Genomic DNA, 25,199 nt, shown 5'->3' on the forward strand with positions numbered 1-25,199 from the left:
AGGCTTCGATCGCATGGACGCGGTGGACAGGCAGCTCATCCAGGCCCTGAGGGAGAACGGCCGGGCCTCGTACGCGGAGCTGGGGCGCCTTGTCGGCCTGTCGGGCCCCAGCGTCACCGACCGCATCAACCGGTTGGAGGCGGCCGGTGTCATCACCGGTTACCGCGCGACGGTGAACGCGGCCTCCCTCGGCCTCGGCGTCACCGCCCTGATCGGCATCTCGCTCTCCGACGCCGCCGACCACGAGGACGTCGCCCAGCGGCTGCGGGACCTGCCGGAGATCGAGGACTGCTGGTTCATCGCCGGCGACGACTCGTACATGCTCAAGGTCCGGGCGACGGACGTGGACGGCCTGGAGCGGATCATCCGCCGGCTCAGCGGCACCAAGGGTGTCTCCCGCACCCGTACCACGATCGTGCTCTCCACGAAGTGGGAGAACCGGGTCGGGGAGCTGCCGGAGGAGGTGTAGGGATACGGTGGGTCAGGCTGTCGTAGAAAGGTGTTCTCATGGACGTCGGGCTCAAGCGCGAGCTGGAGGAGAAGGTCCGCTCCGGTGAGCGGCTGACCCGCGAGGACGGCATCGCGCTGTACGAGTCGGACGATCTGGCCTGGCTCGGCGGCCTCGCCCACGAGGTGCGCACCCGCAAGAACGGTGACGTCGTCCACTTCAACGTCAACCGGCACCTCAACATGACCAACGTGTGCACGGCCTCCTGCGCCTACTGCTCGTTCCAGCGCAAGCCGGGCGAGAAGGACGCGTACACGATGCGCATCGAGGAGGCCGTCAAGCTGGCCAAGGCGATGGAGTCGGAGAACCTCACCGAGCTGCACATCGTCAACGGCCTGCACCCGAACCTCCCCTGGCGGTACTACCCCCGTTCCCTGCGCGAGCTGAAGGCGGCCCTCCCGAACGTCTCCCTCAAGGCGTTCACGGCGACGGAGATCCACCACTTCGAGACCATCAGCGGCCTGTCGGCGTCCGAGATCCTGGACGAGCTGATCGACGCGGGCCTGGAGTCCCTGACGGGCGGCGGCGCGGAGATCTTCGACTGGGAGGTCCGCCAGCACATCGTGGACCACCGCACGCACTGGGAGGACTGGTCCCGCATCCACCGCCTGGCGCACGAGAAGGGTCTGAAGACCCCGTGCACCATGCTGTACGGCCACATCGAGGAGCCCCGCCACCGCGTCGACCACGTCCTGCGCCTGCGGGAGCTGCAGGACGAGACGAACGGCTTCCAGGTCTTCATCCCGCTGCGCTACCAGCACGACTTCGTGGACATGAAGGACGGCAAGATCCGCAACCGCCTTCAGGCCCGCACCCAGATGGCCACCGGCGCGGAGGCCCTGAAGACCTTCGCGGTCTCGCGCCTCCTCTTCGACAACGTCCCGCACGTCAAGGTCTTCTGGGTCATGCACGGCGTGCAGACCGCCCAGCTGGCCCTCCAGCACGGCGCGGACGACATGGACGGCTCGGTCGTCGAGTACAAGATCACCCATGACGCGGACAACTACGGCACGCCGAACAAGCTGACCCGTGAGGACCTCCTGGAGCTGATCCGCGACGCGGGCTTCCGCCCGGTGGAACGGAACACGCGCTACGAGATCATCCGCGAGTACGAGGGCCCGGACCCGGCGCGCAGGGAGTCGCCGCAGCCGATGCGCGTCTGACTTTCCAGCGAGCGGCGACGGGTCCAACCCAGGGGCGCGGGGAACTGCGCGACCAGCCACACCGCACCCGCAGACGACAAGGGTCCGAGCCCCGACGGCGGGTACTCGGACCCCATGCCGACCAGCCAATCTCCCGAGGACGCCTACTCAGCGGAGCCCTTCGTCCCGGAGGGCGCCGACCTGGAAGCCCTCCGCCGAGCCGCCGGAGGCTGTCGCGGGTGCCCCCTCCACCGGGCCGCCACGCAGACGGTCTTCGGCGCCGGAGACACCGACGCCCGCGTCATGCTCGTGGGGGAGCAGCCCGGTGACCAGGAGGACCGCCAGGGCAGGCCCTTCGTCGGCCCGGCCGGCAAGCTTCTCGACCGGGCGCTGGAAGAGGCCGGCATCGACCCCGCCGAGGCCTATGTGACCAACGCGGTCAAGCACTTCAAGTTCACCCAGGCCGAGCCCCGCAAGCGCCGGATCCACAAGGCGCCGAGCCTCAGGGAGATGACGGCCTGCGGCCCCTGGCTGGCGGCCGAGCTGGCGCTGGTGGAGCCGGAGCTGATCGTGGTGCTCGGCGCGACGGCCGGGAAGGCGCTGCTGGGGTCGTCGTTCCGGGTGGGCGAGGTGCGCGGGACCGTGCTGGAGCGGGAGATCCACGGCCGGCCGGAGCGGCTGGTGCCGACCGTGCACCCGTCCTCGGTGCTGCGGGCGCAGGACGACAAGGAGCGCAGGGCGGCGTACGAGGGCCTGGTGGCCGATCTGAAGGTGGCCGCTCGCGCTCTCGGGTAAGGGATACCCGCACCGCTCGGGTAATAGATACACTCCATCGGTGCCTCTTACCTTCACCCTGGACCCCGCCATCACCCCCACCCTCCGCGACGGCATCCTGGACCTGTGGACGGACGTCTCCAACGCGGGCGGCGCCGTCGGCTTCGTCGTTCCGGTGACCCGTGAGGAGATACGCCCGGAGCTGGTCCGGCACTTCGCGCAGATGGCCGAGGGACGCACCCGGCTGCTGGTCGGCCACGACGAGGCCGGCGAGGTCGCCGCGGCCGCCTTCCTCACCCGCAACGCGCACCGGCTGATGCCGCACTGGGTGTGGCTGTACACGGTGATGGTCCACCCCCGGCACCAGGGCAGGGGCTACGGCCGTGACCTGCTGGCCGCCGCCGCGGACGCGGCCCGTGGAATCGAGGGCGTGGAGGCGATACGGCTGACCTGCCGGGGCGGGCACGGGCTGGAGCGGTTCTACGCCTCCTGCGGTTACAAGGAGGTCGGCCGGGTCCCGGACGCCATCCGGGTCGCGCCCGGTGACGACCGCGACGAGGTGGTCATGCTGCTGCCGCTCGGCTGACACCGACCCCCACCCCCCTGCATGATCGCCTGTCGGCCGTGCTTCACTGGACGATGACCCTTGTTGGAATCGGACGACTGGATTGAGATGCTCCGCTACACGCTGATGCGCCTCGGTATCTTCGCGGGCTGCCTCGTGGTCGTCTGGGGCGCCGTCTACTCGGGCATCTTCCCGCGCGGCTTCGGCGACTCCAACGGACTGTGGGTCCTGCTGCTGTCCCTGGTGCTCTCGGCACCGATCAGCTGGGTGGTGCTGCGCAAGGAGCGGGACCGGGCCTCGGTGCAGATCGTGAACAAGGTCGACCGGATGAAGGCCAACCTGGACGCCAACCGCAGCCAGGAGGACGTGGCCGACGACAGGTCGCGGGCGCAGGGCGAGGCTGCCGCGTCCAACTAGTCGGGGCTCCGGCCCAACTAGTCTTGCCCTCATGGGTGCGGTCAGGACCAAACGGATGCCGAGGGCGGTGCGGGAGCAGCAGATGCTCGACGCCGCCGTACGGATCTTCGGGCAGCGCGGGTACATGGCCGCCTCGATGGACGAGATCGCCGAACTCGCGGGCGTGTCCAAGCCGTTGGTCTACCTGTACCTGAACTCGAAGGAAGACCTCTTCACCGCCTGCATCCGCCGCGAGGCCGCCGCGCTGACGGAGGCCGTGCGCTCGGCCGTCCGGCCGGGGCTGTCCGCCGACCGGCAACTCTGGGACGGCCTGCGGGCGTTCTTCGCGCACACCGCCGAGCATCCCGACGGCTGGTCGGTGCTGCATCTCCAGGCCCGTACGCACGGGGAGCCCTTCGCGGCCGAGGTCGCCGCGATGCGCGCGGAGATGGTCGCGTTCGTGACCCGTCTGGTCGCGGTGGCGGCCCGGGAGGCCCACCGCGATCCCGACCTCCCCGAGCAGGAGGTGGCCGGCCTGGCCGAGGCCCTGGTCGGCGCGGCGGAGTCCCTGGCCGCCTGGGCCAACGCCACGCCCGGGGCCACGGCCCGCCAGGCGGCGGCCACCCTGATGAACTTCGCCTGGGCAGGCTTGGGCAACCTGATGCGGGGCCGGATGTGGACACCGCCGGCGGAGACGGCCTAGCCCGGTCGGCGCCGCACCTCCCCGCTCAGATGCGCGCGCCCGTCCTCGCCCCGCAACTCGAACCGCCCGCTGCCATCGGCCCCGTACAGCACGGTCCCCGGCAACAGCACCGGTGCCCGGAACCGTGCCCGCACCTCGGCCGCGTCGGGACTGCCGTGGGCGGCCAGGCAGCGGGCGACCGTCCACATGCCGTGGGCGATGGCCCGGGGGAAGCCGAAGAGCCGGGCGGTGAACGGATGCAGGTGGATGGGGTTGCGGTCGCCGGACGCGGCTCCGTACCGCCGCCCCACGTCCTCGCCGAGACTCCACTCGGCCACGACGGGCAGCCGAGCGCCGGCGTCCCCGTGCGGCTCGGGGGCCGTCACCGTGCTGGTGCGGTGCCGCGCCAGATAGGTGCTCCGGGATTCCCACACCGGCTCCCCGCGTGAGCGCAGTGCGGTCGTCACCGTCGCCTCGGTGCCCCGCCGGTGCGGCGCCAGCCGTTCCACCCGGACCTCCACGTCGTACTCCCCGTCCGCAGCCAGCGCGGCGCCCCGCTCGATCTCGATCGAGGTGTGGACGAGGCCCAGCAGCGGCAGCGGAAAGTCCCGGCCGCTCATCAGCCGCATGGCCAGCGGGAAGCCGAGGACGTGCGGGTAGGTGACCGGGAGGTCGGGCTCGCCGGTCGGGAAGCCGCACACCCGCTCGTAGGCGGCCAGCTTCGCCAGGTCGACGCGCAGGCCGGGCAGGACGAGCCGGGTGCGCGGGAAGGCGGCGTCGGGGGCCGGACGCTTGAAGGGGGAGCGCAGGGCGCCCCGGGCCAGCAGCGGCGTCAGCGCGGGCGCGGTGGTGAGGGTGACGGCGTTCGTCGGGCCGCTGAGGCGGCGGTCGGCCATGCGCAACTCCCGCGCGACTCGGTTCCGGAGAGCTGAAACTTCCTTACTCTGGAGTAAGGTTACCGGAGGTAAGGCGCGACCCGCACAGCCCGCACACAAAGTTGAATACCTGTCACATACCCCCCGAGGCTGCACATCCCCGGCCCCGGACCATCCCCGAACCCGCACAACCCCCTCACAGCGGAGCCGTACGATCACCTGCCTAACCAGCGGTAACCCCTGTCCGCCGGGGCTCACCGCAGGTGCACGCACGCCAGAGGAGCCGCCCGTGACCACGCCGTACCCCACCCCGCCCGCCTCCTCCGGCACCCCGGTCTCCGCCACCGACTACGACGGCCGCCCGGTCCTCGTCGAGCCCGAGATACGCCGGCTCGACGGCGCGGTGCGCGAGGCGTCCGTCCCCCCGTTCGCACCCCCGGTCACCCACGGCTCCCTCGCCGACCTGCCCTACGACAACGCGGAGACCGCCCCCGACAAGGTGGTCCTCAGCCGCAAACTCTCCGACGGCCGCTGGACGGATGTGACGGCGGCCCGGTTCGCCGCCGAGGTGGAGGCGGTGGCCAAGGGGCTGATCGCAGAGGGCCTGGTACCCGGGGACCGCATCGCCGTCATGGCCCGCACGACCTACGACTGGACGCTGCTCGACTTCGCCGCCTGGGCCGCCGGCCTGGTCACGGTCCCCGTCTACCCCACGTCCTCCGTCTTCCAGACCCGCTGGATCCTGCACGACTCGGGCGCGGTCGCCCTGGTCACGGAGACCCCCGCCCAGGCAGCCGCCATCGGCCCCGAACTCGCCCACCTGCCCGACCTGCGGCACGTGTGGGTGATGGAGAAGGACCACGTGGCCCGGCTCGCCGAGGCGGGCGCGCCGGTACCCGACGGGGAGGTCGGCGTACGCCGGGGCATGCTGGGGCCCGACACGCTCGCCACGCTGATCTACACCTCGGGCACCACCGGCCGCCCCAAGGGGTGCGCCCTCTCGCACGGCAACTTCTTCGCCGAGGTCGACAACGCGATCGAACTCCTCTACCCCGTCTTCAAGGCCAAGGGCGAGGACCCGTCAGTCCTCCTCTTCCTCCCGATGTCCCACGTCTTCGGCCGCATGGTCGCCATCGCCTGCGTCCGCGCCCGGGTCCGCCTCGGCCACGCACCCAGCCTGGCCCCGGCCGACCTCCTCCCGGACCTGGCCGCCTTCAGACCGACCTGCCTGCTGACCATCCCCTACATGCTGGAGAAGATCTACAACTCCGCGCGGGCCAAGGCGGAGTCGGGCGGCCGGGTGGGCGCCTTCGACCGGGCGGCGGACATCGCCCGGCGCTACGGCGAGGCGCTGGAGGCCCGCCAGACCGGCACCGGGAGCGGCCCGAGCCGCGCCCTGAAGACCCAGCGCACCTTCTACGACCCCCTCGTCTACCGCCGCATCCGCTCCGCCATGGGGGGCCGCGTCCGCTACGTCATCTGCGGCGGCTCCCCGCTCGGCCGCAGCCTCGCCGCGTTCTACGCCGGTGCCGGCATCGAGATCTTCGAGGGCTACGGCCTCACGGAGACCACCGGCGCCTCGACGGTCACCCCACCCCTGAAACCCCGCCTGGGCACGGTCGGCTGGCCCCTCCCCGGCACGAGGGTCCGCATAGCGGCGGACGGCGAGATCTTGTTGTCCGGCGACCACGTCCTGCGCGGCTACTGGGACCCCCAGGCGGGAGGCGTGGTCCCCGCGACCCGAGACGGCTGGCTCCCGACGGGCGACCTGGGCGAGTTGGACGACGACGGCTACCTCACCATCACCGGCCGCAAGAAGGAACTGCTGATCACAGCGGGCGGCAAGTCGGTGGCCCCGACCCCCCTGGAGAACTGGCTGCGCCAGCACCCCCTGATCAGCCAGGTGATGCTGGTGGGCGACGCCCGCCCCTTCGTGGCGGCGCTCATCACCCTCGACTCCGACGGGATCACGCACTGGCGCCAGATGATCGGCAAGCATCCGGTACCACCGGAACTCCTGGTCGGCGACGAGGAGTTGTACGCCGTCCTCCAGCGGGCCGTGGACGAGGCGAACCGCATGGTGTCCCGCCCCGAGTCCATCCGCCGCTTCACGGTCCTGCCGGTGGACTTCACGGAGGAGGCCGGCCACCTGACCCCCTCCATGAAGCTCCGGCGGGACCAGATCCTGCGGGACTTCGCGACGGAGGTGGAGGGACTGTACGAGCGCTGAGGCGAGGGAGCCGATACGTGGCTGCGGGGCCGCCCGGGGGAAGCGAGCGGCCCGACGGTCACTTGGTAGCGCCGTGAGGAGTGAGCGCCAACTCCACCCACACCGTCTTGCCGACGTCCCGCTCCGCGACGCCCCACAGTTTCGCCAGCGCCTGGACGACCACGAGACCCCGGCCGTTCTCGTCCTCCAACCGCCCGTCCAGGAAGCGGAGGGCGCGGTCACCCCGGGCGTCGCTGACCTCGATACGCAAGGTGTCCTTGTCCGGCAGCAGCCGCAGCCGCAGCTCGAAGTCCCGCCCGGCCACGCGACCGTGGGTGACGGCGTTGGCGGCGAGTTCGGCCACGATGAGCTGAGCGGTGTGGCTGAGGTCGCCGTCATGCGGATACCCCCAGGTGGCCAGGGCGGTACCGGTGAGCCGACGGGCCAGACGGGCACCACGGGGGGTGGCGCTGAGCCGTTGGACGAGTTCGGTTGTGGGGGTGGAGATTTCTACGTTCACATCACCGAGAGTGGTGACTTCTCCCTACGCTGACCAGGGGAGACCCGGCGACTGTACGTAGTCGTACGGGTGCGGCTCGTGGGTGTACGGGTTAGTCGGAGGTTGGTGTGACGGAGGAGCGGAGGCCGGAGACTCCGGCGGAGGAGAACGGGGCGACAGCGGTCTTCGTCGTCATCGGGAAGCAGCTGAAGTTGCTGAGGGAGCGGGCGGGGCTGAGCCAGCGGGAGTTCGCCGAGCTGATGGGGTACGGCCCGGACCTGATCTCGGCCATCGAGCGAGGGGTCCGGACGCCGAGGCCGGAGTTCCTGCGGCGGGCCGATGAGATCCTCCAGGCGAACGGCCTGTTCACGGCGGTCATCCCCCAGGTGGAGGAGGCGATGTCGAGGGCGCGGACACGGCATCCCGAGTGGTATCGGGGCTATGCGGTGCTGGAGGCGCAGGCGGTCTCCCTGCACGACTACAGCACCATGGGCGTGCTGGGCCTGCTCCAGACTGAGGATTACGCGCGTGCGGTGTTCACCCAGCGGCATCCACCTCTGGACGAGGAGACCATCGAGAAGCGGGTGGCCGACCGGCTCTCACGCCAGCAGATCTTCGAGCAGTGGCCGCCGCCCGAGTTCAGCTTCGTCATCGAGCAGGCCGTGCTGGAGCGACCGATCGGCGGACCGAAGGTGCACCGGGACCAGCTCCACCAGTTGCTGCGAATCGGTCGCATGCGCAACGTGCAGCTCCAGATGATGCCGACCGGGCGGCACGAACACCCTTGCCTGGACAACTCATTCACCTTGCTTATCCCGAAGGGGAAGGAGCAGGTTGTCTACATGGAGTCACAGGGCTACCCCAAGTTGATCAGCGACCGAGAAGAGGTCCGCGTACTCGCTGCTCGCTATGGGATCATCCGGGCGCAGGCTCTCAACCCACATGAGTCCCTGGCCCGGATCGAGAAGATGCTGGAAAATTGATGACCATAGAGCAGTTGAGCTGGTTCAAGAGCAGCCACAGCAGCGGCGAAGGCGGCCAGTGCCTCGAAGTTGCCCTGCACCCCACCGCCATCCACATCCGCGACTCGAAGCAACCCACCACCGCCCACCTCACCGTCACCCCCGAAGCCTGGTCAGCCTTCCTTCTGGGCGAGAAGGAACGCCTGCGGGGCTGATTCCCCCAGCGCCTCCTCCCGCTCCCGCACCGTGCTGGACCGCAGGACGAATCCCGCCCCGGACAGCAGCTCGGCCATCTGCTCGGGGCGGCGCCGGAGGAAGTCCAGGGTGACCGGCAGACCGAACGGGCGCTCCAGCCGAAGCGGCGCGTCGCCCACCTGGAAGGCGAGCAGGAGCCGTCCGCCGGGGGTCAGGACGCGGTGGAACTCGGCGAAGAGGTCCGGGAGTTCGTCCACAGGTGTGTGGATGCTGGAGTACCAGGACACGACCCCGGCCAGTGAACCGTCGGCCAGGGGCAGCTCCCGCATGGAGCCCTGCTCGAACCGCAGCTCAGGGAACGCGCGGCGGGCGACGGTGACCATCGACTCGGAGAGGTCGAGGCCGTGGACGGACAGGCCCAGGCCGGCGAGGTACGCGGTGATCTCGCCGGGCCCGCAGCCGAGGTCGGCGACCTGGCCGTCCGGGCCCACCTGCTCGGCGTACGCGGCGAGGAGGGCCCGCTCCAGGGGCCTGTCGGCGAGCGGGTTGCGGAAGTGCGCGGCGTAGTCCTCGGCGATGGTGTCGTAGAAGGCGCGGGTGTCGGTCATGGAGGGACCGTAGCGGGAGGCACTGACAGTGCCTCTTGGGGAACGTGCCCGTTCACCCGGCGCGTTTCATCCACTGCTGGTCCTGGTCCCCGTAGGCGCACTCGACCAGCTGCACCGGGCCGTTCAGCCGGGTGGAGGCGAGGCACTTGTACCGGGCGGCGCTCCGGTAGACCCAGCGGTTGCCGCCCACCGCGATCTGGTGCCACCGCGTCACCGCCCCGTTGCCGTTGCAGTCCTGCATGGTCACTTCGGCGAGGCCGTTGAACACGGCGGCGGCGCACAGTTGCTGTCCGCCGATCCGTTGCCTGATCTGGACGGTGTTGCCGCCTTCGGGGTTCACCTCCCACAGTTGGTTCGGCGCACCGTGCCGGTCGTAGACCAGGACGCTGGAGTCCCTCCCCATGCCGGCGTCGTTGTCGAGGACGTACCCGGGGTTGGCGACGTTCTCCAGCACCAGACGGGACTGTGCCGAGGCCTGGCCCGTCAGGGCATGGGAAGTGAGAAACCCGGCGCATATCAGACCGGTGACCGCCCCTTTGCCTGCCTTGTTCATGGATGACTCCCTCACTCCTGTCGGTTCCGAACTGTTGCGCTACTGCGCTGTGAGCTTTGCCCGTGAACCGGCCGGACTGGGTCGGCTTTCGCTCTGTATCACCTGAAGTCGGTATTTGCCAGGACCGGGTGGCGCCACGTAGTTGGCGCCGGGACAAGAGAACGTGTCCCTTAGGCTGCTGCCCTTGGCCAAAGCATCACCGTGGGGGGTATCGGCCGATGGACCAGGCGACGGACGTCTTCCAGCCACTCCAGGCGGACGACCCTCCGGTGGTGGCGGGGTACCGGCTCGCCGCGCGATTGGGTGCCGGTGGCATGGGCCGGGTGTATCTGTCCCACACCCAGGGCGGCCGGCCGGTTGCGCTCAAGGTCGTACGGCCGGAGCTGGCGGACGATCCGGACTTCCGGCGGCGGTTCCGGAGGGAGATCACGGCGGCCCGGCGGGTGAAGGGGGCCTACACCGCCGAGCTGATCGACGCGGACGCGGACGGCGTACCGCCCTGGCTGGCCACGCTGTACGTGCCCGGACCGTCGTTGGCGGAGGCCGTCGTACGGCGGGGGCCGCTGCCGGTGGCGGCGGTGCTGTGGCTGATGGCGGGGGTGGCCGAGGCACTCCAGGCGATCCACGCCGAGGGGATCGTGCACCGGGATCTGAAGCCGTCGAACGTGCTGCTGGCCGCCGACGGGCCCCGGGTGATCGACTTCGGTATCGCGCTGGCCGCCGACGGGACGTCGTACACGGCCACCGGCGGGACGATCGGCACGCCCTCGTTCATGGCGCCGGAGCAGGCGGCCGGGGACGAGGTGACGGCGGCGACGGACGTCTTCGCGCTCGGGCAGACGGCCGCGTTCGCGGCGCTGGGCCGGCCGCTGTACGGCGACGGTCCGGCCGTGAACGTGCTGTACCGGATCGTGCACTCCGAGCCCGACCTGGAGCTGCTGCCCGAGCCGCTGCGTCCGCTGCTCGCCCGGTGCCTGGCCGCCGACCCGGCGGAGCGGGCCACTCCGGCGGAGGTGGTGGAGTGGTGCCGGCAGCGGCTGGGCGCGGACGCCGACGCGGGCGGGGGACCGGCCGTGTGGCGGGAGATCGCCGGGCCGGAGGTCGCGGTTCCGGCGCCGGTCGCGGAGCCGACCCCGGCCTACCCGCAGCCGCTCATCGGATACCCGCGGCCCCCGGCCGGCTGGCCGCAGCCGACGCCCGAGGAGCGCAGGGCCCGCAGACGGCGGGCCGCGCTGATCTCGGTCGCCGGTGTGGCGGGCGGGGCGCTGCTGGTGGCGCTGCTGGCGTGGTCGGTCATGGATGCCAGGGGCCGGGCCGGCGGGCGGGACGCGGCGGGCTCCACGCCGTCCGCCACGGCACCGTCCGCACGGTCCTCCTCGTCGGCGTCCGCACCGGGCTCCGCACCGGGCACTTCGTCGGGCACTTCGGCGGGCTCTTCGTCGGGCTCTTTGGCGGACTCCTCCGGCACGTCCGGGGGCGAGGTGTCTCCGTCGGCCTCGTCCGGGGATCCGAAGCCGGAGGGGTACGCCGGGGTGTGGCTGGACGCGAAGAACTCGCTGAGCCTCAAGGACCAGGACCCCCGGCGGAAGGACCGCAAGGGGGACATCCGGTTCGACTGTCTGGAGACCGGCTGCCGGCTGACGAGCGACAGCGCCGCGTTCGTCCAGATCATGGGCGGACACGGCACCACCCTCGACATGTGCCGTCTCATGCTCGGCAGCGGCAAGTACCACAGCTGGGGGCTGTCCGCCGCGGCGGCCGGCAGCGAGTTCTGCATGAAGGACGACGAGGGCAACATCGGGCTGTACGTGATCCAGACGAAGTCCACCGCGATCCCGAACCTCGCCTTCCTCACGGGCGACCTGACCGTCTGGCGGAACGCCGCCTAATAGCGCGCGGTCGCCTGGCAGCCGAGGATGCAGACCCAGAGCTGGAACAGCTGTCCTCGGTGACGCACCTCACCCAGCACCCGCCCGCTCGCTCCGAGCGGACGGGCGCACAGGGCGCACTCCATGGCCATCTGCTGGCGGGGCCGGAGCCGGGCGACGTCGGGGAGGGACGGGGACGCCGTGTCAGGACTCTTCATTCATCCCCCCTGGTGTCCGTCCTTCCCGCTGTCCGTCCTTCGCCTTCGCTTCGTCGGCGGCCGCCTCGGCAGCCTGCATCCGGTGCCGGGGCAGGGTCCTCCGGGGCGGCCTGGTGAAGGTGATTTGTCGTACCACCTGCTGGAAGCAGGCGAGAGAGGCGAAACTCGGCAGTGCGGCGGCCGCGGTGTCGACCATGTTTTTCGGTGCTTGCGCGACGCACAGCGCCATGGCAATCACCGAGAAAATCAGAAGTACGGTCCAGGAATGGAAGGCCCGGCGTTGGTGCAGTGCTGCCCGCAGAATGGAAAGGGATGCCACCAGCCAGGGGCCGAAAACCAGGAGGGGCCACCAGGAGACCACGCTGCCCGGCATGCGCGACGCTGCCACGAACCGCAGGGGATCGTAAGAGATCAGACCGCCGAAGATGCTTACCGCGGAAGCGATGACGGCCACCATCGCGGCGATGAAATGACTGACGACACGCGTGGTGCTCGGGCGTTGCCGGACCTTGCGGTGGCCCCGCGAAGGGGCCTTCACCGGGGGCAGCTCCGCGGTGATCTCCACCAGGGCATCGCGATGAGTCATCGCGCTCTGACCTGCGAGATCGTCCTCTCTGCGGGCGGCCGGGATCCTCGGCTGCTGCTCGATGGAGTCCCGCAGCATGAAGGCCAGCTCTTCTGCGGGGTCCCAGGCCGAGTCAGGGGGGATCAGGGGCGGGTAGAAGGCTTCCGCGGGCCCCGTGTACTCAGGATGCATGAGCCCAGCGTTTCGAGACGTATTTTTCCAGTGAACTCATCGCATCCATGAAGTCCTGGAGAATCTCCTCGGTCACTTCAAGAGTGACGGAGAGGCCACCCTTCATCAGGACTCCTTTGGTGGGGCCCGTCCTGCCCGGTGCAGGCAGGTAGGTGTGAGAGCCTAGCCGCACGGGCCGCCGAGGAGTTTCCTTCGTCATGCTGCGAATAACGCCGCCATTCGATGATGGATGCGGGGCGAACGGGTGAAGGGATTAGCCGGACAAGCACTTTGTGCGGGGAAACGCGGGAAAATCCGCCGAGCAATCTTTCCGGCAAGCAGATCAACGGATCCGCTCAGTCCACCTCCGCCAGCCGCAGCAGCGCCGTCGTCACCGCCGCGCCCAGCACCACCACGACGAACGGCGCCCGGCGCCAGGCCAGGGCCGCACCGGCCAGGACCCCGGCGGGGCGGGCCCAGCCCGCGAAGCCGCCGGACTCGGTCAGGGCGCCCGTGGCCAGCAGGGCGACCAGCAGGACGACCGCGCCGGCGGAGGCCAGCTCCTGGACGCGGGGCGGGATCGTGACCCGGCCGTGCAGGACCGGGCCGACCAGCCGGAAGGCGTACGTGCCGACGGCCAGGGCGAGGATCACGGCGACGGTGGCGTTCACGCGGCGGCTCCCCGCGGGGTCGTCGGGCTGCGGTGGAGGAACAGGCCCGCGAGGGCGAGCAGGACCGGGACCCCGGCCGGGACGGCGGGCGTGACCGCCAGTGCCACGGCGGCGCCGAGCAGGGCACACCGCCGTACCGCCGCGTCCGCGCGGAGGGTGGGCAGGACCAGGGCGACCAGGACGGCCGGGAAGGCGGCGTCCAGGCCGTAGCGGGCGGTGTCGCCCAGCGCGCTGCCCGCCACGGCACCGGCCAGGACGCCCAGGTTCCACACGGCGAACAGGCCGAGACCGGATATCCAGAACGCCCGGCGCTGCCGTACCGGGTCGGACTGGGCCAGGGCGAAGGCGACCGTCTCGTCCGTGACCAGATGGGCACCGAGGAGGCGGGCCGCTCGGCCGGTGCCGAGGATGTCGGCCACGGCCAGGCTGAAGGCCGCCGTCCGGGTGTTGAGCAGGAGCCCGGTGGCCACGGCGGCGACCGGGCCGCCCCCGGCGAGCAGCACGCCCACCGCGCTGAACTGTGCCGATCCCGCGTACACCACCAGGGACATGAGGACCGGCACCCACATCGGCAGGCCGCCGGCGACGGAGACGGCGCCGAAGGAGACGCCCACGACGCCGCTGGCCAGCCAGACCAGCGAGCTGTCGCGGAGGAGGGAGCGGTCGGTGTCGGGCTCGGGTGTTGTTCGGTGCAGCGAACGCATGTTCACTACGATGGACAGCAGCCCGCCTGTCCGTCAAGGCGAACGATCGTACCGATGGAGCGAACGAGCATGTCCGAGGTGCCCGCCCGGCTCCCCATGGAGTGGATCGCCGCGTCCCTGAAGCGCGAGCGCGCCCGTGCCGGCCTGTCCCTGTCCGAACTGGCCAAACGCGCCGGAATCGCCAAGTCCACGCTGTCCCAGCTGGAGGCGGCGAGCGGGAATCCGAGCATGGAGACCATCTGGGCGCTCGCGGTGGCGCTCGGTGTGCCGTTCAGCGCGCTGGTCGAGCCGCCCGCGCCGGCGGTCCAGGTGATCCGGGCGGGGGAGGGGCCCGCGGTCCACTCCGACCAGTCCAGTTACCTGGCCTCGCTGCTCTCCGCCTGCCCGCCCGGCGCCCGCCGTGACCTGTATTTCGTGTGGCTGGAGCCCGGGACCGTACGGGATTCCGAACCTCATATTCCGGGCACCGTGGAACACATCGTGGTGAGTGAGGGTGTGGTGAAAGCGGGGCCGGAAGGGGAGGCCGTCGAACTCGGGCCGGGGGATTACATGTCGTACCGGGGTGACGTATCTCACTCGTACGAGGCGCTTGCGGTCGGGACCAGGTTTGTGCTGGTCATGCAGCACATGTGAGCGTTCGTGAACGCAAAATGAACGGGAAAAGGCAGGAGCCCCGTCGCCGGATGGCGCGGGGCTCCTTGGGTACTGCGCTAGGCTGCGTTCAGCTCTCCCGAGTCGATCAGACCGGGGTGACGTTCTCCGCCTGCGGGCCCTTCGGACCCTGGGTCACGTCGAAGCTCACCTGCTGGTTCTCTTCGAGGGAACGGAAACCCGTGGCGTTGATCGCGGAGTAGTGAACGAAGACGTCGGGGCCGCCGCCCTCCTGGGCAATGAAGCCAAAGCCCTTTTCGGCGTTGAACCACTTAACGGTTCCGGTAGCCATAAGCCCTCCTTGGGCTCACAAAGGGTTGCCCTGCTCCAGAACCTGCAAGTGTGAAACGGTGCTGCACAACTGCATACTTCTGAAAACGACGAGAGCCCGCGGTTACATGCTCCGCAGGCTCTGTACTGCAAGGGAAACCAAACTGCAACTTGCGGCAAGCCTAGCATCCAGGCAGCCGAAAGCAATAGAGGTCAAGATCACGTCACCCGGATGTTTGAACGTCCGCTAGGCCGTTTGAGGGCGGGGCCGGTCCCAGCACCGTACCGCACGGGGTCTAGTCTCGCGATGTGGACATTTCTCGCACCCGGCCGCGTGTCGGCCACATCCAGTTCCTGAACTGCCTGCCCCTGTACTGGGGGCTCGCGAGAACCGGCACGCTCCTCGACTTCGAGCTGACCAAGGACACCCCGGAGAAGCTCAGCGAACGGCTCGTGCGCGGTGACCTGGACATCGGGCCGGTCACCCTGGTCGAGTTCCTGCGCAACGCGGACGACCTCGTCGCCTTCCCCGACATCGCCGTCGGCTGCGACGGCCCGGTGATGTCCTGCGTGATCGTCTCCCAGGTCCCGCTGGACCGGCTGGACGGCGCCCGGGTCGCCCTCGGCTCGACCTCGCGCACCTCGGTCCGGCTCGCCCAGCTCCTGCTCGCCGACCGGTACGGCGTGAAGCCCGACTACTACACCTGCCCGCCCGACCTCAGCCTGATGATGCAGGAGGCCGAGGCCGCCGTCCTCATCGGCGACGCCGCCCTGCGCGCCAACCTCCTCGACGGCCCCCGCTACGGCCTCCAGGTGCACGACCTCGGCACGCTGTGGAAGGAGTGGACCGGGCTGCCGTTCGTCTTCGCGGTGTGGGCGGCCCGCCGCGACTACCTCGAACGCGAGCCGTTCATCACCCGCAAGGTCCACGAGGCCTTCCTCGCCTCCCGCAACCTCTCCCTGGTGGAGGTGCAGAAGGTCGCCGAACAGGCCGCCCGCTGGGAGGCGTTCGACGAGGCCACCCTGGAGCGGTACTTCACCACCCTCGACTTCCGCTTCGGCCCCCCGCAGCTGGAGGCCGTCGCCGAGTTCGCCCGCCGGGTCGGGCCGACCACCGGCTTCCCGGCCGATGTGAAGGTCGAACTGCTCCAGCCGTAAGGGGAGGGCCGCGGCTCCGCCCCGTTGCGCTCCCCGCCCTCACCCGTCACTACTGTGTCCGCGTTGACGCACGCGACGGGGAAGGACGGGGAACTCCCGCCATGGAGATACTTCAGCCGGACGATCCGCGGGAGTTGGGCAGCTACCGGATGCTGCGCAGACTCGGAGCCGGCGGCATGGGCCGGGTGTACCTGGCCCGTTCGCCCGGCGGCCGGACCGTGGCCGTCAAGGTCGTACGGCCCGACCTCGCCGCCGATTCCGGTTTCCGTGAGCGCTTCCGGCACGAGGCCGAGATCGCCCAGGCCGTCTCCGGCCAGTACACCGCCGCGGTGGTGGACGCCGATCCCGAGGCGCCGCTGCCCTGGCTCGCCACCTCCTACGTCCTCGGCCCGGACCTGACCGACGTCGTCGCCGCGCACGGGCCGCTGCCCGAGCACACCGTGCGCGCGCTCGGCGCCGGACTCGCCGCCGCGCTCCAGGAGATCCACGCGGCCGGCCTCATCCACCGCGACCTCAAGCCGTCCAACGTGCTGCTCGCCGCCGACGGGCCCCGGGTCATCGACTTCGGCATCGCGCGGGCCGTGGACGGCACGCGGATGACCCAGACCGGGGTCGTGGTCGGCTCGCCCGGCTACATGCCCCCGGAGCAGGCGATGGGCAAGGACGTCGGCCCGGCGGGCGACGTCTTCTCCCTCGGCGCGGTCCTCGCCTTCGCCGCCACCGGGCGCAGCGCCTTCGGCGACGGGGCCGCCTCGCACGCCGCGCTGCTCTACCAGGTCGTGCACGGCGAACCCGACCTGACGGACGTACCGCGCTCCCTGCTCGGCCTGGTCCGGGCCTGCCTCCAGAAGGACCCGGCCGGCCGCCCCGCCCCCGCGGAGATCACCGCCGCGCTCGCCCCGCAGGGCGTCGAGGGCGTCCTGCGCGACTGGCTGCCGTCCGCCGTCGCCTCCACGATCGCCACGCACGCGGCCGGAATCCTGGACCTGGAGGCACCGGAACAGCAGCCGGCAGCGGCGGGAACGGCGGGGGCTCATGCAGCCGGGGGGTTCGGGCCGGCACCGGCCAGCGCTCCGGGGGCGCCGGCCGGCGGTCCCACGCCGGGGTACGGGTATCCGCCCGCGCCGGGCTCCGGGTACGGCACGCCTCCCGGGGGAACCGCCCAGCCGGCGCCCGGTCATGGCACGCCGTCGGCCGGAAACCCCTATTCCACCCCGGCCCCCACCCCCGCTCCCCTCCCCGGCACCGTCCAGCTCGGCGACTCCGGGGCACCCGCTCGGCCCACCCGGCGTCGTGCGCTGTCCCTCGCTCTCGGCGGGGCCGTCGCCGTCGCGGGTGTCGGCGGGGGGACCGCCTGGTGGCTGGGCAGGGACACAGGGGACGCCGGCACGCCGGCCGGCGGCGGCGAGGCGGGCGCCTCGGGGGAGCCCGCTGCCGAGCACTTCACCACCCCGCCCGCCGGAGTGGCCCCGCAGCCGCTGTGGCACCGGGCGCTCACCGAGGACGGCACCGCCACCGACGTACCCCTGCTCGTCCACGACGGCCTGCTGCTGATCAGCGGCGACCCCCTGGTGGCGTACGACGTCAAGACCGGCAAGCCCCGCTGGTCCAAGTCCGACCTGGTCGTACCCGGCTCCCAACTGCTGTACAAGGACGGGCGGATGTACCTGCCCGACGCCGAGTACGACGGTGCCCTCATCGCCCGTGACGCGGCGACCGGCGCGGAGGTGTGGCGGGCCCGGCTCGGCAAGCACATCGACATCGAGGACACCATCGCCATCGACGACGAGCACGTGTACGTCGCGGCGAGCGACTTCAGCGAGTCCAAGAGCGCCACCGACTTCCGTACGGCGGTCGCCGCCATCAGCATCGCCACCCGCAAGACGGTGTGGATCCAGAAGCGGGACTGGGGCACCGACGACTACGACGTCGAAGGCTCCGTCTCCGGCACGTACCTGGTGTACGCCGACTCGAAGTTCAACCTCACCGTCCGCGACACCGCGACCGGCGCCCAGCTGTGGACGAAGAAGCTCGGCGACGACTGGAGCTGGCGGCCCACCGTCTCCGACGGCCTGGTCCTCCTGCCGGGCGAGCGGCTCACCGCCGTCGACGTGAAGACCGGCGCGACCCGCTGGACCCTGTCCCCGGCGGGCCGCCGCGGCTTCTACAACCCCACCGTCATCGACGGCGTCCTCTACGCCGGTGACCACGACCGCGGCATCTGGGCCGTGGACGTCCGCACCGGCAAGAAGATCTGGCTCTGCGAGGAGAACGACCGCGGCGCGCCCGAGGTCTTCCTGAAGTACGGGAAGACGCTGTACTGCGGCGCCCAGGCCGTCGGCGGCGGGATCGTCGCCCTGGACGCGCGGACCGGCCGCAAGCGGTGGAGCTGGACCGACAACAAGGGCACCGGCGACCAGTGGCAGATCGCCCTGTCGGGCAACCGGCTGCTGATGGCCAACGGCGAGGACGCCTACGCGATGCCGGCCGTCTGAACCGGGTAGGACACCTGGGAGACGCGAGGGGGGTGGGGCACGTGGGCGGGGTGACCACGGGAGTGCTCGTGCTGGTCGCCGCGGTGTGGGGCGCGTTGGCGGGCGCGCTGCTGCCCCGCGCCGCGTACCGCTTCGCCGTGCCGTCCGGTGAGCCCTGGCGCGACCGTTGCCCGGACGGCCGTCACCCGGTCCGGGGATGGCTGGGCGGGGTGCGGTGCGGGGAATGCGCGGGACGTGCGGAGGGAGCGGGACGTGCGGAGGGAGCGGGGCGCGCGGTGGGGGCGGGGCGTGCGGCGGGGGTGCCCTCGCCGTCGTACGCCCCCTCCGTGCTCCCACTCGCCGTCGCCACCGCCCTCGTCTGCGCCGCCCTCGCCGCCGCCACCGGAACCCGGCCCGAGTTGGCGGTCTGGCTGCTGCTCGCGCCCGTCGGCGTGCTGCTCGCCGCCGTCGACCTCCGGGTGCGGCGGCTGCCCGACCCGCTGACCCTCCCGCTCGCGGCCACCGCCCTCGCCCTCCTGGGCCTCGCCGCCCTGCTCCCCGAACACGCCGGCCACTGGCGCACCGCCCTCTACGGCGCCCTCGCGCTCGGCGCCGGCTACTACCTGCTGTACCGCATCAACCCGGGCGGCATGGGCTTCGGCGATGTGAAGCTGGCGGTCGGCATGGGTGCCGTGCTCGGCTGGTACGGCTGGCCCACCGTGCTGCTCGGCAGCTTCGCCGGGTTCCTGCTCGGCGCGCTGTACGGCGGCGCGCTCGTGCTGGCCCGGCGGGCGGACCGGAAGACGGCGATCGCGTTCGGGCCGTTCCTGATCGCCGGCGCGTTCCTGGGACTGCTGGCGGGCGCGTACGCGGCCTGAGGTCTTTGGGCCGAAACGGCTGGCGTAGGCTGGTTCGGTCCGTCCACACCCCTTGACGAAAGGGACCCCCTGGTGACAGAGAAGGCCGACCTCCAGTCTGTCCTCGACCGAGCCGCAGCGGGCGGACGGATCACGCCCGAGGAGGCACTCGTCCTCTACCGGGACGCGCCCCTGCACGCCCTGGGCGCCGCCGCCGACGCCGTACGCCGCCGCAAGTACGCGGGCATCGAGCACATCGCCACGTACATCATCGAGCGGAACATCAACTACACGAACGTATGTGTCACGGCGTGCAAGTTCTGCGCCTTCTACGCGGCCCCCAAGGACACGGAGAAGGGCTGGACCCGCGACCTCGACGACATCCTGCGCCGCTGCGCGGAGACCGTCGAGCTGGGCGGCACCCAGATCATGTTCCAGGGCGGCCACCACCCGGACTACGGCGTCGAGTACTACGAGAAGCACTTCAAGGCCATCAAGGACGCCTTCCCGCAGCTGGTCATCCACTCCCTCGGCGCCTCCGAGGTCGAGCACATGGCCCGTATCTCCGGTGTGTCGGTCGAAGAGGCCATCACCCGCATCCACGAGGCCGGCCTGGACTCCTTCGCGGGCGCCGGCGCCGAGTTGCTGCCGGAGCGGCCGCGCAAGGCCATCGCCCCGCTGAAGGAGAGCGGCGAGCGCTGGCTGGAGATCATGGAGACCGCGCACCGGCTGGGCGTCGAGTCCACCTCCACCATGCTGATGGGCACCGGCGAGACCAACGCCGAGCGGATCGAGCACCTCCGCATGATCCGGGACGTACAGGACCGTACGGGCGGCTTCCGCGCCTTCATCCCGTACACCTACCAGCCCGAGAACAACCACCTGAAGGGCCGCACCCAGGCCACGCTCTTCGAGTACCTCCGCATGATCGCCATCGCCCGCCTCTTCCTGGACAACGTCCAGCACATCCAGGGCTCCTGGCTCACCACCGGCAAGGAGGTCGGCCAGCTGTCCCTGCACTACGGCGCGGACGACCTCGGGTCGATCATGCTGGAGGAGAACGTGGTCTCCTCGGCCGGCGCCAAGCACCGCTCCAACCGCATGGAGATCATCGACCTGATCCGCAAGGCCGGCCGCGTCCCGGCCCAGCGCTCCACGACGTACGAGCACCTCCTCGTCCACGACGACCCGGCGAACGACCCCGTCGACGAGCGGGTCATGTCCCACATTTCGTCGACGGCGATCGAGGGCGGCACAGCGCATCCCGAGCTGAAGCTGCTCGCTTCCAACTGACGCCACCGTGCTGACGATCCACGCCGACTCCAGAGGCCACGCCCTCGCCGTCAAGGGGGCGTGGATCGCCGACGCCGGACCGCTGGAGGGGCTCGTCGCCGCCCACCCGCGGGCGCGGGTGCGCAAGTGGCCCGGCATCCTGACGCCCGGGCTGGTCAATCCGCACGGCAACGAGCTGCTGGAGGAGGCGTACCACCCGGATCCGCGCGAGGCCGACGCGCTCGGCACCGAGCCGCTGACCGGGGAGGCCCTGGCGGCGCTCGACATGGACGACGCCCGCTGGGGTGCGAGCGCCCGGCGGGCGGTGCAGCGCATGCTGGCGCACGGCACGGTAGGGGCGGCCTGCGAGGAACTGCGCAACCGCGCGGTGCGGGACGCCGTGCACCGCTCCGGTCTCGCGGTCATGGGCCGCGTCGGACGCCCCGGCGGGACCCCCGCGCTCGACCCGTACGAGGCCGGCCTGCCGGTGGAGTTCGCGTCCCCGAGGGAGCGCCACTCCGCCGCCCGGTTCGCCGTGTTCGACGTGCGGGACGAGGCAGAGTTGGCGGAGCGCGGCGCGAGCACCTGTGTGGCTACGGTGGTGGAGGGCCGGTTGGTGTTCCGGCGGCGCTGAGCCCCCTGGCTCAGCCCGAGAACCTGCGCGCGAAGGCACCGGAACTCTGGCGCACCCCACTGCAGTCGGTGGCGGCGTCATCCGCTGAGGAGCCCTCCCCGCACTGCCGATCCCGGAACGCCGACCACATCGAGACCCATCCGATCCCCTTCTCCTCGGCGAACCCCCGCACCTCCCCCGCGTCGGCGAGCGTGAACGTCTCCCCGTCCACGTCATTGACCCCGATCATCGACGTGAGCGCCATCGCCCGCCACGCCCCCGCGTCCGACGTCCCGAACACCTTCCTCAACTGCGTGTGCGCGGCCTTCGCGGAGGCCAGCGCGTAGTCACCCATGTCCCCGCCGTACGACTCGCCGTAGTTCATGGTCATGAGGTTGACCGTGGAAACCTGAACGTCGTACCTGTTCGCCGATTCCAGCAGCGCGAGGCTTTCCGAGTCGAGTCCCGAGGGCATCACCGGGAGGGTGAACGACACGTCCAGATCCGGCCGTTCCTTCTGCAATCGGGCAATCGCCCGCGACCGCAGAGCCACGGAGCCGGAGTCGCTCAGCTCGTCGCCCTCGATGTCGAAGTCGGCCTCAGTGGAACCGGCCGCGTCCAGCGCCGCGGCATAGGCGGCGGCGAGGTCCGCGACACTGTCGCACGCGGCGGCCAACTCCTTCCCGAAGGCCCCGCCGAAGGAGACGCGGACGGTGGCGCCGTTCTTCTTCAGCGCGGATATCCGGGACCGTACGGCGGAGTCGGTGAGGGACTCGGTGCCGTTCCACTTCGGGGTGCAGCCGCTGCCGCCGGAGATCACGAAGGCCAGGTTGTACGCCGACGGGGACCCCGCGGAGTCGGTGGCGGCTGCCTCGGTGACGCTGACGTAGGGCGCGTAGGCCGTGTGCCCGTCCTCGTCCTTTCCGGAGCATCCGGTGGTCGCGAGCGCAAAGACACAGGTGAACCCGGCGATCAGCCTCAGTGGTCTCCTCATGAGGGCAAATCTCTCACAGCGGATATGCGTCTTGCGGATTCTCCTAGGAATACACAGGAATACACAGGAAAGCATGGGAAGGGCCACATAAAGGCTCCCTAATATCCGGGGAATGCAATCCGAAGATGGCAACGGGTCCGTCGAAGGGCCCGTGTTCGTTGACACCACCGGACGCCGGTCGAAGGTGCTGCGCCGCGTCGGCCTGCTCGTCGGCGCCGTCTGCCTCACCTACGCGGGCGTGCTCGGCGCCGCCTTCATGGGCTGGGGCACCTCCCTCACCCCGTCCTCGCTGCTGCCGTTCGGCAACGGGGGTGCGGCCGACGGCGGACGGACTCCGGACGGGATACAGCCGCAGGGCGGCATCGGCCGCCAGGCGGAACTGCCGGCTTCCCCCGCACCGTCCGCGTCCGCGTCTGCGTCCGCCTCCGCCTCCGCCTCCGCGTCTGCGTCTGCGTCCGCGTTCGCGGGCGTCAGGTGACCGGGGCGCAGCGGCAGTCATGATCACTCCGAAGTCCTCCCGGGGCCGCAGGCGCGCGCCCACCCGCATCGAGCGCGCGGCAGGCAGGGCCGCGGCGCTGCAACGCCCCCGGATCATCCTCGCCTTCCTGCTCCTGCTCGCGCTGACCTGCGTGATGCTGCTCGACGGCTATCTGCGCGCCGAGGTCGGCGGCGACCAGCGCGTGCGCACCGGGGCCGGCTCCGACCAGGTCCCGGACAAGATCCTGAACGGCGGTCCGATCCTCACCTTCCGGGGCGGGCAGGCCACGACGATCTCCGTGCCGGACAAGACCATCGCCCTCACCTTCGACGACGGCCCCAACCCGACCTGGACCCCGCAGGTCCTGGAGATCCTGCGGAAGTACGACGTACCCGGCACGTTCTTCCTGGTCGGCTCGATGGTGTCGCGCTATCCGGACATCGTGCGGACGATGGTCCGGCAGGGCGACGAGGTCGGCATCCACACCTTCACGCACGTCGACCTGTCGTACCAGAGCACGGCCCGCGTCAACCGCGAGATGCAGCAGACCCAGCTCGCCCTCGCCGGTGCCGCCGGCATCACGACCACGCTGTTCCGGGCGCCGTACTCCTCCGAGACGGACGCCATCGACAACTACAGCTGGCCCGTCTACAAGAAGCTCGGCCAGGACGGCTACACCAGCGTCTTCGTCGACACCGACAGCGACGACTGGAAACGGCCGGGCGTCTCGAAGATCGTCACGTGGGCCACACCGAAGGGCACCAAGGGTGCCTCGGTCCTCTTCCACGACGCGGGCGGCGAACGCTCGCAGACGATCGCGGCGCTGCCGAAGTACATCGAGAAGATGAAGGCGAAGGGCTACACCTTCACCACCGTCAGCGGGGTCGTCGAGAAGCAGCGGGCCGCCGAGCGACAGGTGCTGCCGGGCGTCGCCACGCCCCCGAACCAACAGGACGGCCTCCAGGCCGCCCACCGGACGGCCACCGGCATGACCCTCTACGAGGGCAAGGCCCTCATCGCGGCCGTCGCCGTCGCCGAATGGACCGTACCGGCCCTGTCGGCCGGGCTCATGGTCGTCGGGGTGGCCGTCCTGGGCCGCTTCGGCATGATGCTGCTCCTCGCCCGCCGCCACTACCGGCAGCGCAACAAACGCCGATTCAGCTGGGGACCGACCGTCACCCGGCCGGTCAGCGTGATCGTCCCGGCGTACAACGAGAAGGAGTGCATCGCCAACACCCTCCAGTCGCTGGCGCGCAGCACCCACCCGATCGAGGTCATCGTGGTGGACGACGGCTCGACCGACGGCACCTCCGGGATCGCCCGCGAGGCGGCCGAGTCGCTCGGCATGGCGAACGTCCGGGTGATCCGCCAGGAGAACGCGGGCAAACCGGCGGCCCTCAACAACGGTGTGCGCAACGCGTCGTACGACATCGTCGTGATGATGGACGGCGACACGGTCTTCGAACCGGACACCGTACGGCAGCTGGTGCAGCCGTTCGCCGATCCGTCCGTCGGCGCGGTCGCCGGCAACGCCAAGGTCGGCAACCGGAACACCGTCATCGGGGCCTGGCAGCACATCGAGTACGTGATGGGCTTCAACCTCGACCGGCGCATGTACGACCTGCTGCGCTGCATGCCCACCATCCCGGGCGCGATCGGCGCGTTCCGCAGGGACGCCGTGCTGGACGTCGGCGGCATGAGCGAGGACACCCTCGCCGAGGACACCGACATCACCATCGCCCTGCACCGCGCGGGCTGGCGGGTCGTCTACCAGGAGCACGCCCGGGCCTGGACGGAGGCGCCGGGCTCCCTCAAGCAGCTCTGGTCCCAGCGCTACCGCTGGTCGTACGGCACCATGCAGGCCCTGTGGAAGCACCGCCGGTCCCTGACCGACCGGGGTCCGTCGGGCCGCTTCGGCCGGGTGGGCATGCCCCTGGTGGTGCTGTTCCAGATCGTCACACCGGTCTTCGCGCCCCTCATCGACGTCTTCACCGCCTACTCGATGATCTTCATCGACTTCCGGGCGGCCCTGCTGGCCTGGCTCGCGGTCCTCGGGGTCCAACTCCTCTGCGCGGCCTACGCCTTCCGCCTCGACCGCGAGAAGTACCGCTACCTGCTGATGATGCCCCTGCAGCAACTGGCCTACCGCCAGCTGATGTACCTCGTCCTCATCCACTCCTGCATCACGGCCCTCACCGGCGGCCGCCTCCGCTGGCAGAAGCTGAAGCGGACGGGCGAGGTGGGCACACCGGCGGGGGTGAGCTGAG

General features: G+C 70.8%; 28 protein-coding genes. 18 read left to right on the forward strand and 10 right to left on the reverse strand.

Annotated elements, in window-relative coordinates; translation table 11 throughout:
* Window positions 1-13 precede the first annotated feature (13 nt).
* The 6 genes from ACZ4U1_RS34645 (at window position 14) to ACZ4U1_RS34670 (ending at window position 4,088) form a co-directional block, all read left to right on the forward strand.
* On the forward strand, window positions 14-469 hold the full coding sequence (locus ACZ4U1_RS34645; RefSeq protein ID WP_059251851.1) for an Lrp/AsnC family transcriptional regulator: 456 nt from the start codon (window positions 14-16) through the stop codon (window positions 467-469).
* 38 nt (window positions 470-507) lie between these two features.
* Window positions 508-1,671 (forward strand): aminofutalosine synthase MqnE, encoded by a 1,164-nt coding sequence (gene mqnE / locus ACZ4U1_RS34650; RefSeq protein WP_356147087.1) that lies wholly within the window; start codon window positions 508-510, stop codon window positions 1,669-1,671.
* A 114-nt stretch (window positions 1,672-1,785) separates the two neighbouring features.
* A complete protein-coding gene (locus ACZ4U1_RS34655; protein ID WP_467908133.1) occupies window positions 1,786-2,445 on the forward strand; it encodes a UdgX family uracil-DNA binding protein in 660 nt (219 codons plus the stop codon).
* Between the two features lie 40 nt (window positions 2,446-2,485).
* Window positions 2,486-3,010, forward strand: a complete 525-nt coding sequence (locus tag ACZ4U1_RS34660; protein WP_467908134.1) for a GNAT family N-acetyltransferase — start codon at window positions 2,486-2,488, stop codon at window positions 3,008-3,010.
* An 87-nt stretch (window positions 3,011-3,097) separates the two neighbouring features.
* The gene (locus ACZ4U1_RS34665; RefSeq protein WP_467908135.1) at window positions 3,098-3,406 is read left to right on the forward strand and encodes a DUF4229 domain-containing protein; all 309 of its coding nucleotides are present in this window, start codon (window positions 3,098-3,100) and stop codon (window positions 3,404-3,406) included.
* 31 nt (window positions 3,407-3,437) lie between these two features.
* Complete coding sequence (locus ACZ4U1_RS34670; RefSeq protein WP_467908136.1) at window positions 3,438-4,088, forward strand: TetR/AcrR family transcriptional regulator; 651 nt, start codon at window positions 3,438-3,440, stop codon at window positions 4,086-4,088.
* Here the strand turns inward: ACZ4U1_RS34670 and ACZ4U1_RS34675 are convergent.
* Window positions 4,085-4,963 (reverse strand): MaoC family dehydratase, encoded by an 879-nt coding sequence (locus ACZ4U1_RS34675; protein WP_467908137.1) that lies wholly within the window; start codon window positions 4,961-4,963, stop codon window positions 4,085-4,087. The two genes, ACZ4U1_RS34670 and ACZ4U1_RS34675, sit on opposite strands and share 4 nt — an antisense overlap.
* 268 nt (window positions 4,964-5,231) lie before the next feature.
* Between ACZ4U1_RS34675 and ACZ4U1_RS34680 the strand changes: the two genes are divergently transcribed.
* On the forward strand, window positions 5,232-7,172 hold the full coding sequence (locus ACZ4U1_RS34680; protein ID WP_467908138.1) for an AMP-dependent synthetase/ligase: 1,941 nt from the start codon (window positions 5,232-5,234) through the stop codon (window positions 7,170-7,172).
* Window positions 7,173-7,230: 58 nt separating this feature from the next.
* Here ACZ4U1_RS34680 and ACZ4U1_RS34685 read toward each other — a convergent pair whose 3' ends face one another.
* Window positions 7,231-7,671: an ATP-binding protein gene (locus tag ACZ4U1_RS34685; RefSeq protein ID WP_467908139.1), complete on the reverse strand. Its 441-nt coding sequence runs from the start codon at window positions 7,669-7,671 to the stop codon at window positions 7,231-7,233.
* Between the two features lie 107 nt (window positions 7,672-7,778).
* Here ACZ4U1_RS34685 and ACZ4U1_RS34690 point away from each other — a divergent pair, with 107 nt between their 5' ends.
* Complete coding sequence (locus tag ACZ4U1_RS34690) at window positions 7,779-8,633, forward strand: helix-turn-helix domain-containing protein (protein WP_467908140.1); 855 nt, start codon at window positions 7,779-7,781, stop codon at window positions 8,631-8,633.
* Complete coding sequence (locus tag ACZ4U1_RS34695; RefSeq protein WP_467908141.1) at window positions 8,633-8,827, forward strand: DUF397 domain-containing protein; 195 nt, start codon at window positions 8,633-8,635, stop codon at window positions 8,825-8,827. The genes ACZ4U1_RS34690 and ACZ4U1_RS34695 overlap by 1 nt, the downstream gene beginning before the upstream one ends.
* On the opposite strand, the gene ACZ4U1_RS34700 is transcribed toward ACZ4U1_RS34695, so the two are convergent.
* Window positions 8,786-9,415, reverse strand: a complete 630-nt coding sequence (locus ACZ4U1_RS34700; RefSeq protein ID WP_467908142.1) for a class I SAM-dependent methyltransferase — start codon at window positions 9,413-9,415, stop codon at window positions 8,786-8,788. The two genes, ACZ4U1_RS34695 and ACZ4U1_RS34700, sit on opposite strands and share 42 nt — an antisense overlap.
* Before the next feature lie 52 nt (window positions 9,416-9,467).
* Window positions 9,468-9,968, reverse strand: coding sequence for an RICIN domain-containing protein (locus ACZ4U1_RS34705; RefSeq protein WP_467908143.1), 501 nt, complete (start codon window positions 9,966-9,968; stop codon window positions 9,468-9,470).
* A 218-nt stretch (window positions 9,969-10,186) separates the two neighbouring features.
* Between ACZ4U1_RS34705 and ACZ4U1_RS34710 the strand changes: the two genes are divergently transcribed.
* Window positions 10,187-11,857 carry a serine/threonine-protein kinase gene (locus ACZ4U1_RS34710; RefSeq protein ID WP_467908144.1) on the forward strand — a complete coding sequence of 557 codons (1,671 nt, stop codon included), beginning with the start codon at window positions 10,187-10,189 and terminating at the stop codon, window positions 11,855-11,857.
* Here the strand turns inward: ACZ4U1_RS34710 and ACZ4U1_RS34715 are convergent.
* From ACZ4U1_RS34715 to ACZ4U1_RS34730, 4 genes are all read right to left on the reverse strand, one after another.
* A complete protein-coding gene (locus ACZ4U1_RS34715) occupies window positions 11,854-12,054 on the reverse strand; it encodes a hypothetical protein (RefSeq protein ID WP_467908145.1) in 201 nt (66 codons plus the stop codon). The genes ACZ4U1_RS34710 and ACZ4U1_RS34715 overlap by 4 nt on opposite strands.
* Window positions 12,041-12,811, reverse strand: coding sequence for a DUF2637 domain-containing protein (locus ACZ4U1_RS34720; RefSeq protein ID WP_467908146.1), 771 nt, complete (start codon window positions 12,809-12,811; stop codon window positions 12,041-12,043). Before ACZ4U1_RS34720 ends, ACZ4U1_RS34715 begins: the two co-directional genes overlap by 14 nt.
* A 335-nt stretch (window positions 12,812-13,146) precedes the next feature.
* The gene (locus ACZ4U1_RS34725) at window positions 13,147-13,461 is read right to left on the reverse strand and encodes an AzlD domain-containing protein (RefSeq protein WP_467908147.1); all 315 of its coding nucleotides are present in this window, start codon (window positions 13,459-13,461) and stop codon (window positions 13,147-13,149) included.
* Complete coding sequence (locus ACZ4U1_RS34730) at window positions 13,458-14,165, reverse strand: AzlC family ABC transporter permease (RefSeq protein WP_467908148.1); 708 nt, start codon at window positions 14,163-14,165, stop codon at window positions 13,458-13,460. Before ACZ4U1_RS34730 ends, ACZ4U1_RS34725 begins: the two co-directional genes overlap by 4 nt.
* A 69-nt stretch (window positions 14,166-14,234) precedes the next feature.
* Here ACZ4U1_RS34730 and ACZ4U1_RS34735 point away from each other — a divergent pair, with 69 nt between their 5' ends.
* A complete protein-coding gene (locus ACZ4U1_RS34735) occupies window positions 14,235-14,798 on the forward strand; it encodes a helix-turn-helix domain-containing protein (RefSeq protein ID WP_467908149.1) in 564 nt (187 codons plus the stop codon).
* 106 nt (window positions 14,799-14,904) lie between these two features.
* On the opposite strand, the gene ACZ4U1_RS34740 is transcribed toward ACZ4U1_RS34735, so the two are convergent.
* On the reverse strand, window positions 14,905-15,108 hold the full coding sequence (locus ACZ4U1_RS34740; protein WP_004984723.1) for a cold-shock protein: 204 nt from the start codon (window positions 15,106-15,108) through the stop codon (window positions 14,905-14,907).
* A gap of 287 nt (window positions 15,109-15,395) precedes the next feature.
* Between ACZ4U1_RS34740 and ACZ4U1_RS34745 the strand changes: the two genes are divergently transcribed.
* The 5 genes from ACZ4U1_RS34745 (at window position 15,396) to ACZ4U1_RS34765 (ending at window position 21,481) form a co-directional block, all read left to right on the forward strand.
* Window positions 15,396-16,244: a menaquinone biosynthetic enzyme MqnA/MqnD family protein gene (locus ACZ4U1_RS34745; protein WP_467908150.1), complete on the forward strand. Its 849-nt coding sequence runs from the start codon at window positions 15,396-15,398 to the stop codon at window positions 16,242-16,244.
* A 101-nt stretch (window positions 16,245-16,345) separates the two neighbouring features.
* The gene (locus tag ACZ4U1_RS34750) at window positions 16,346-18,739 is read left to right on the forward strand and encodes a protein kinase domain-containing protein (protein ID WP_467908151.1); all 2,394 of its coding nucleotides are present in this window, start codon (window positions 16,346-16,348) and stop codon (window positions 18,737-18,739) included.
* Between the two features lie 50 nt (window positions 18,740-18,789).
* Complete coding sequence (locus ACZ4U1_RS34755; RefSeq protein ID WP_467908199.1) at window positions 18,790-19,596, forward strand: prepilin peptidase; 807 nt, start codon at window positions 18,790-18,792, stop codon at window positions 19,594-19,596.
* A 72-nt stretch (window positions 19,597-19,668) separates the two neighbouring features.
* Complete coding sequence (mqnC, locus tag ACZ4U1_RS34760; protein ID WP_467908152.1) at window positions 19,669-20,868, forward strand: cyclic dehypoxanthinyl futalosine synthase; 1,200 nt, start codon at window positions 19,669-19,671, stop codon at window positions 20,866-20,868.
* 7 nt (window positions 20,869-20,875) lie between these two features.
* Entirely contained in the window at window positions 20,876-21,481 is a 606-nt protein-coding gene (locus tag ACZ4U1_RS34765) for a hypothetical protein (RefSeq protein WP_467908153.1), read from the forward strand.
* A 10-nt stretch (window positions 21,482-21,491) separates the two neighbouring features.
* Here ACZ4U1_RS34765 and ACZ4U1_RS34770 read toward each other — a convergent pair whose 3' ends face one another.
* On the reverse strand, window positions 21,492-22,454 hold the full coding sequence (locus tag ACZ4U1_RS34770) for a chitinase (RefSeq protein ID WP_467908154.1): 963 nt from the start codon (window positions 22,452-22,454) through the stop codon (window positions 21,492-21,494).
* Window positions 22,455-22,566: 112 nt separating this feature from the next.
* Here ACZ4U1_RS34770 and ACZ4U1_RS34775 point away from each other — a divergent pair, with 112 nt between their 5' ends.
* Window positions 22,567-22,932: a hypothetical protein gene (locus ACZ4U1_RS34775; protein ID WP_467908155.1), complete on the forward strand. Its 366-nt coding sequence runs from the start codon at window positions 22,567-22,569 to the stop codon at window positions 22,930-22,932.
* Between the two features lie 19 nt (window positions 22,933-22,951).
* Complete coding sequence (locus ACZ4U1_RS34780; protein WP_467908156.1) at window positions 22,952-25,198, forward strand: bifunctional polysaccharide deacetylase/glycosyltransferase family 2 protein; 2,247 nt, start codon at window positions 22,952-22,954, stop codon at window positions 25,196-25,198.
* The last annotated feature ends 1 nt before the right edge of the window (window position 25,199 follow it).

It is taken from the genome of Streptomyces sp. NPDC028928 (assembly GCF_055564915.1).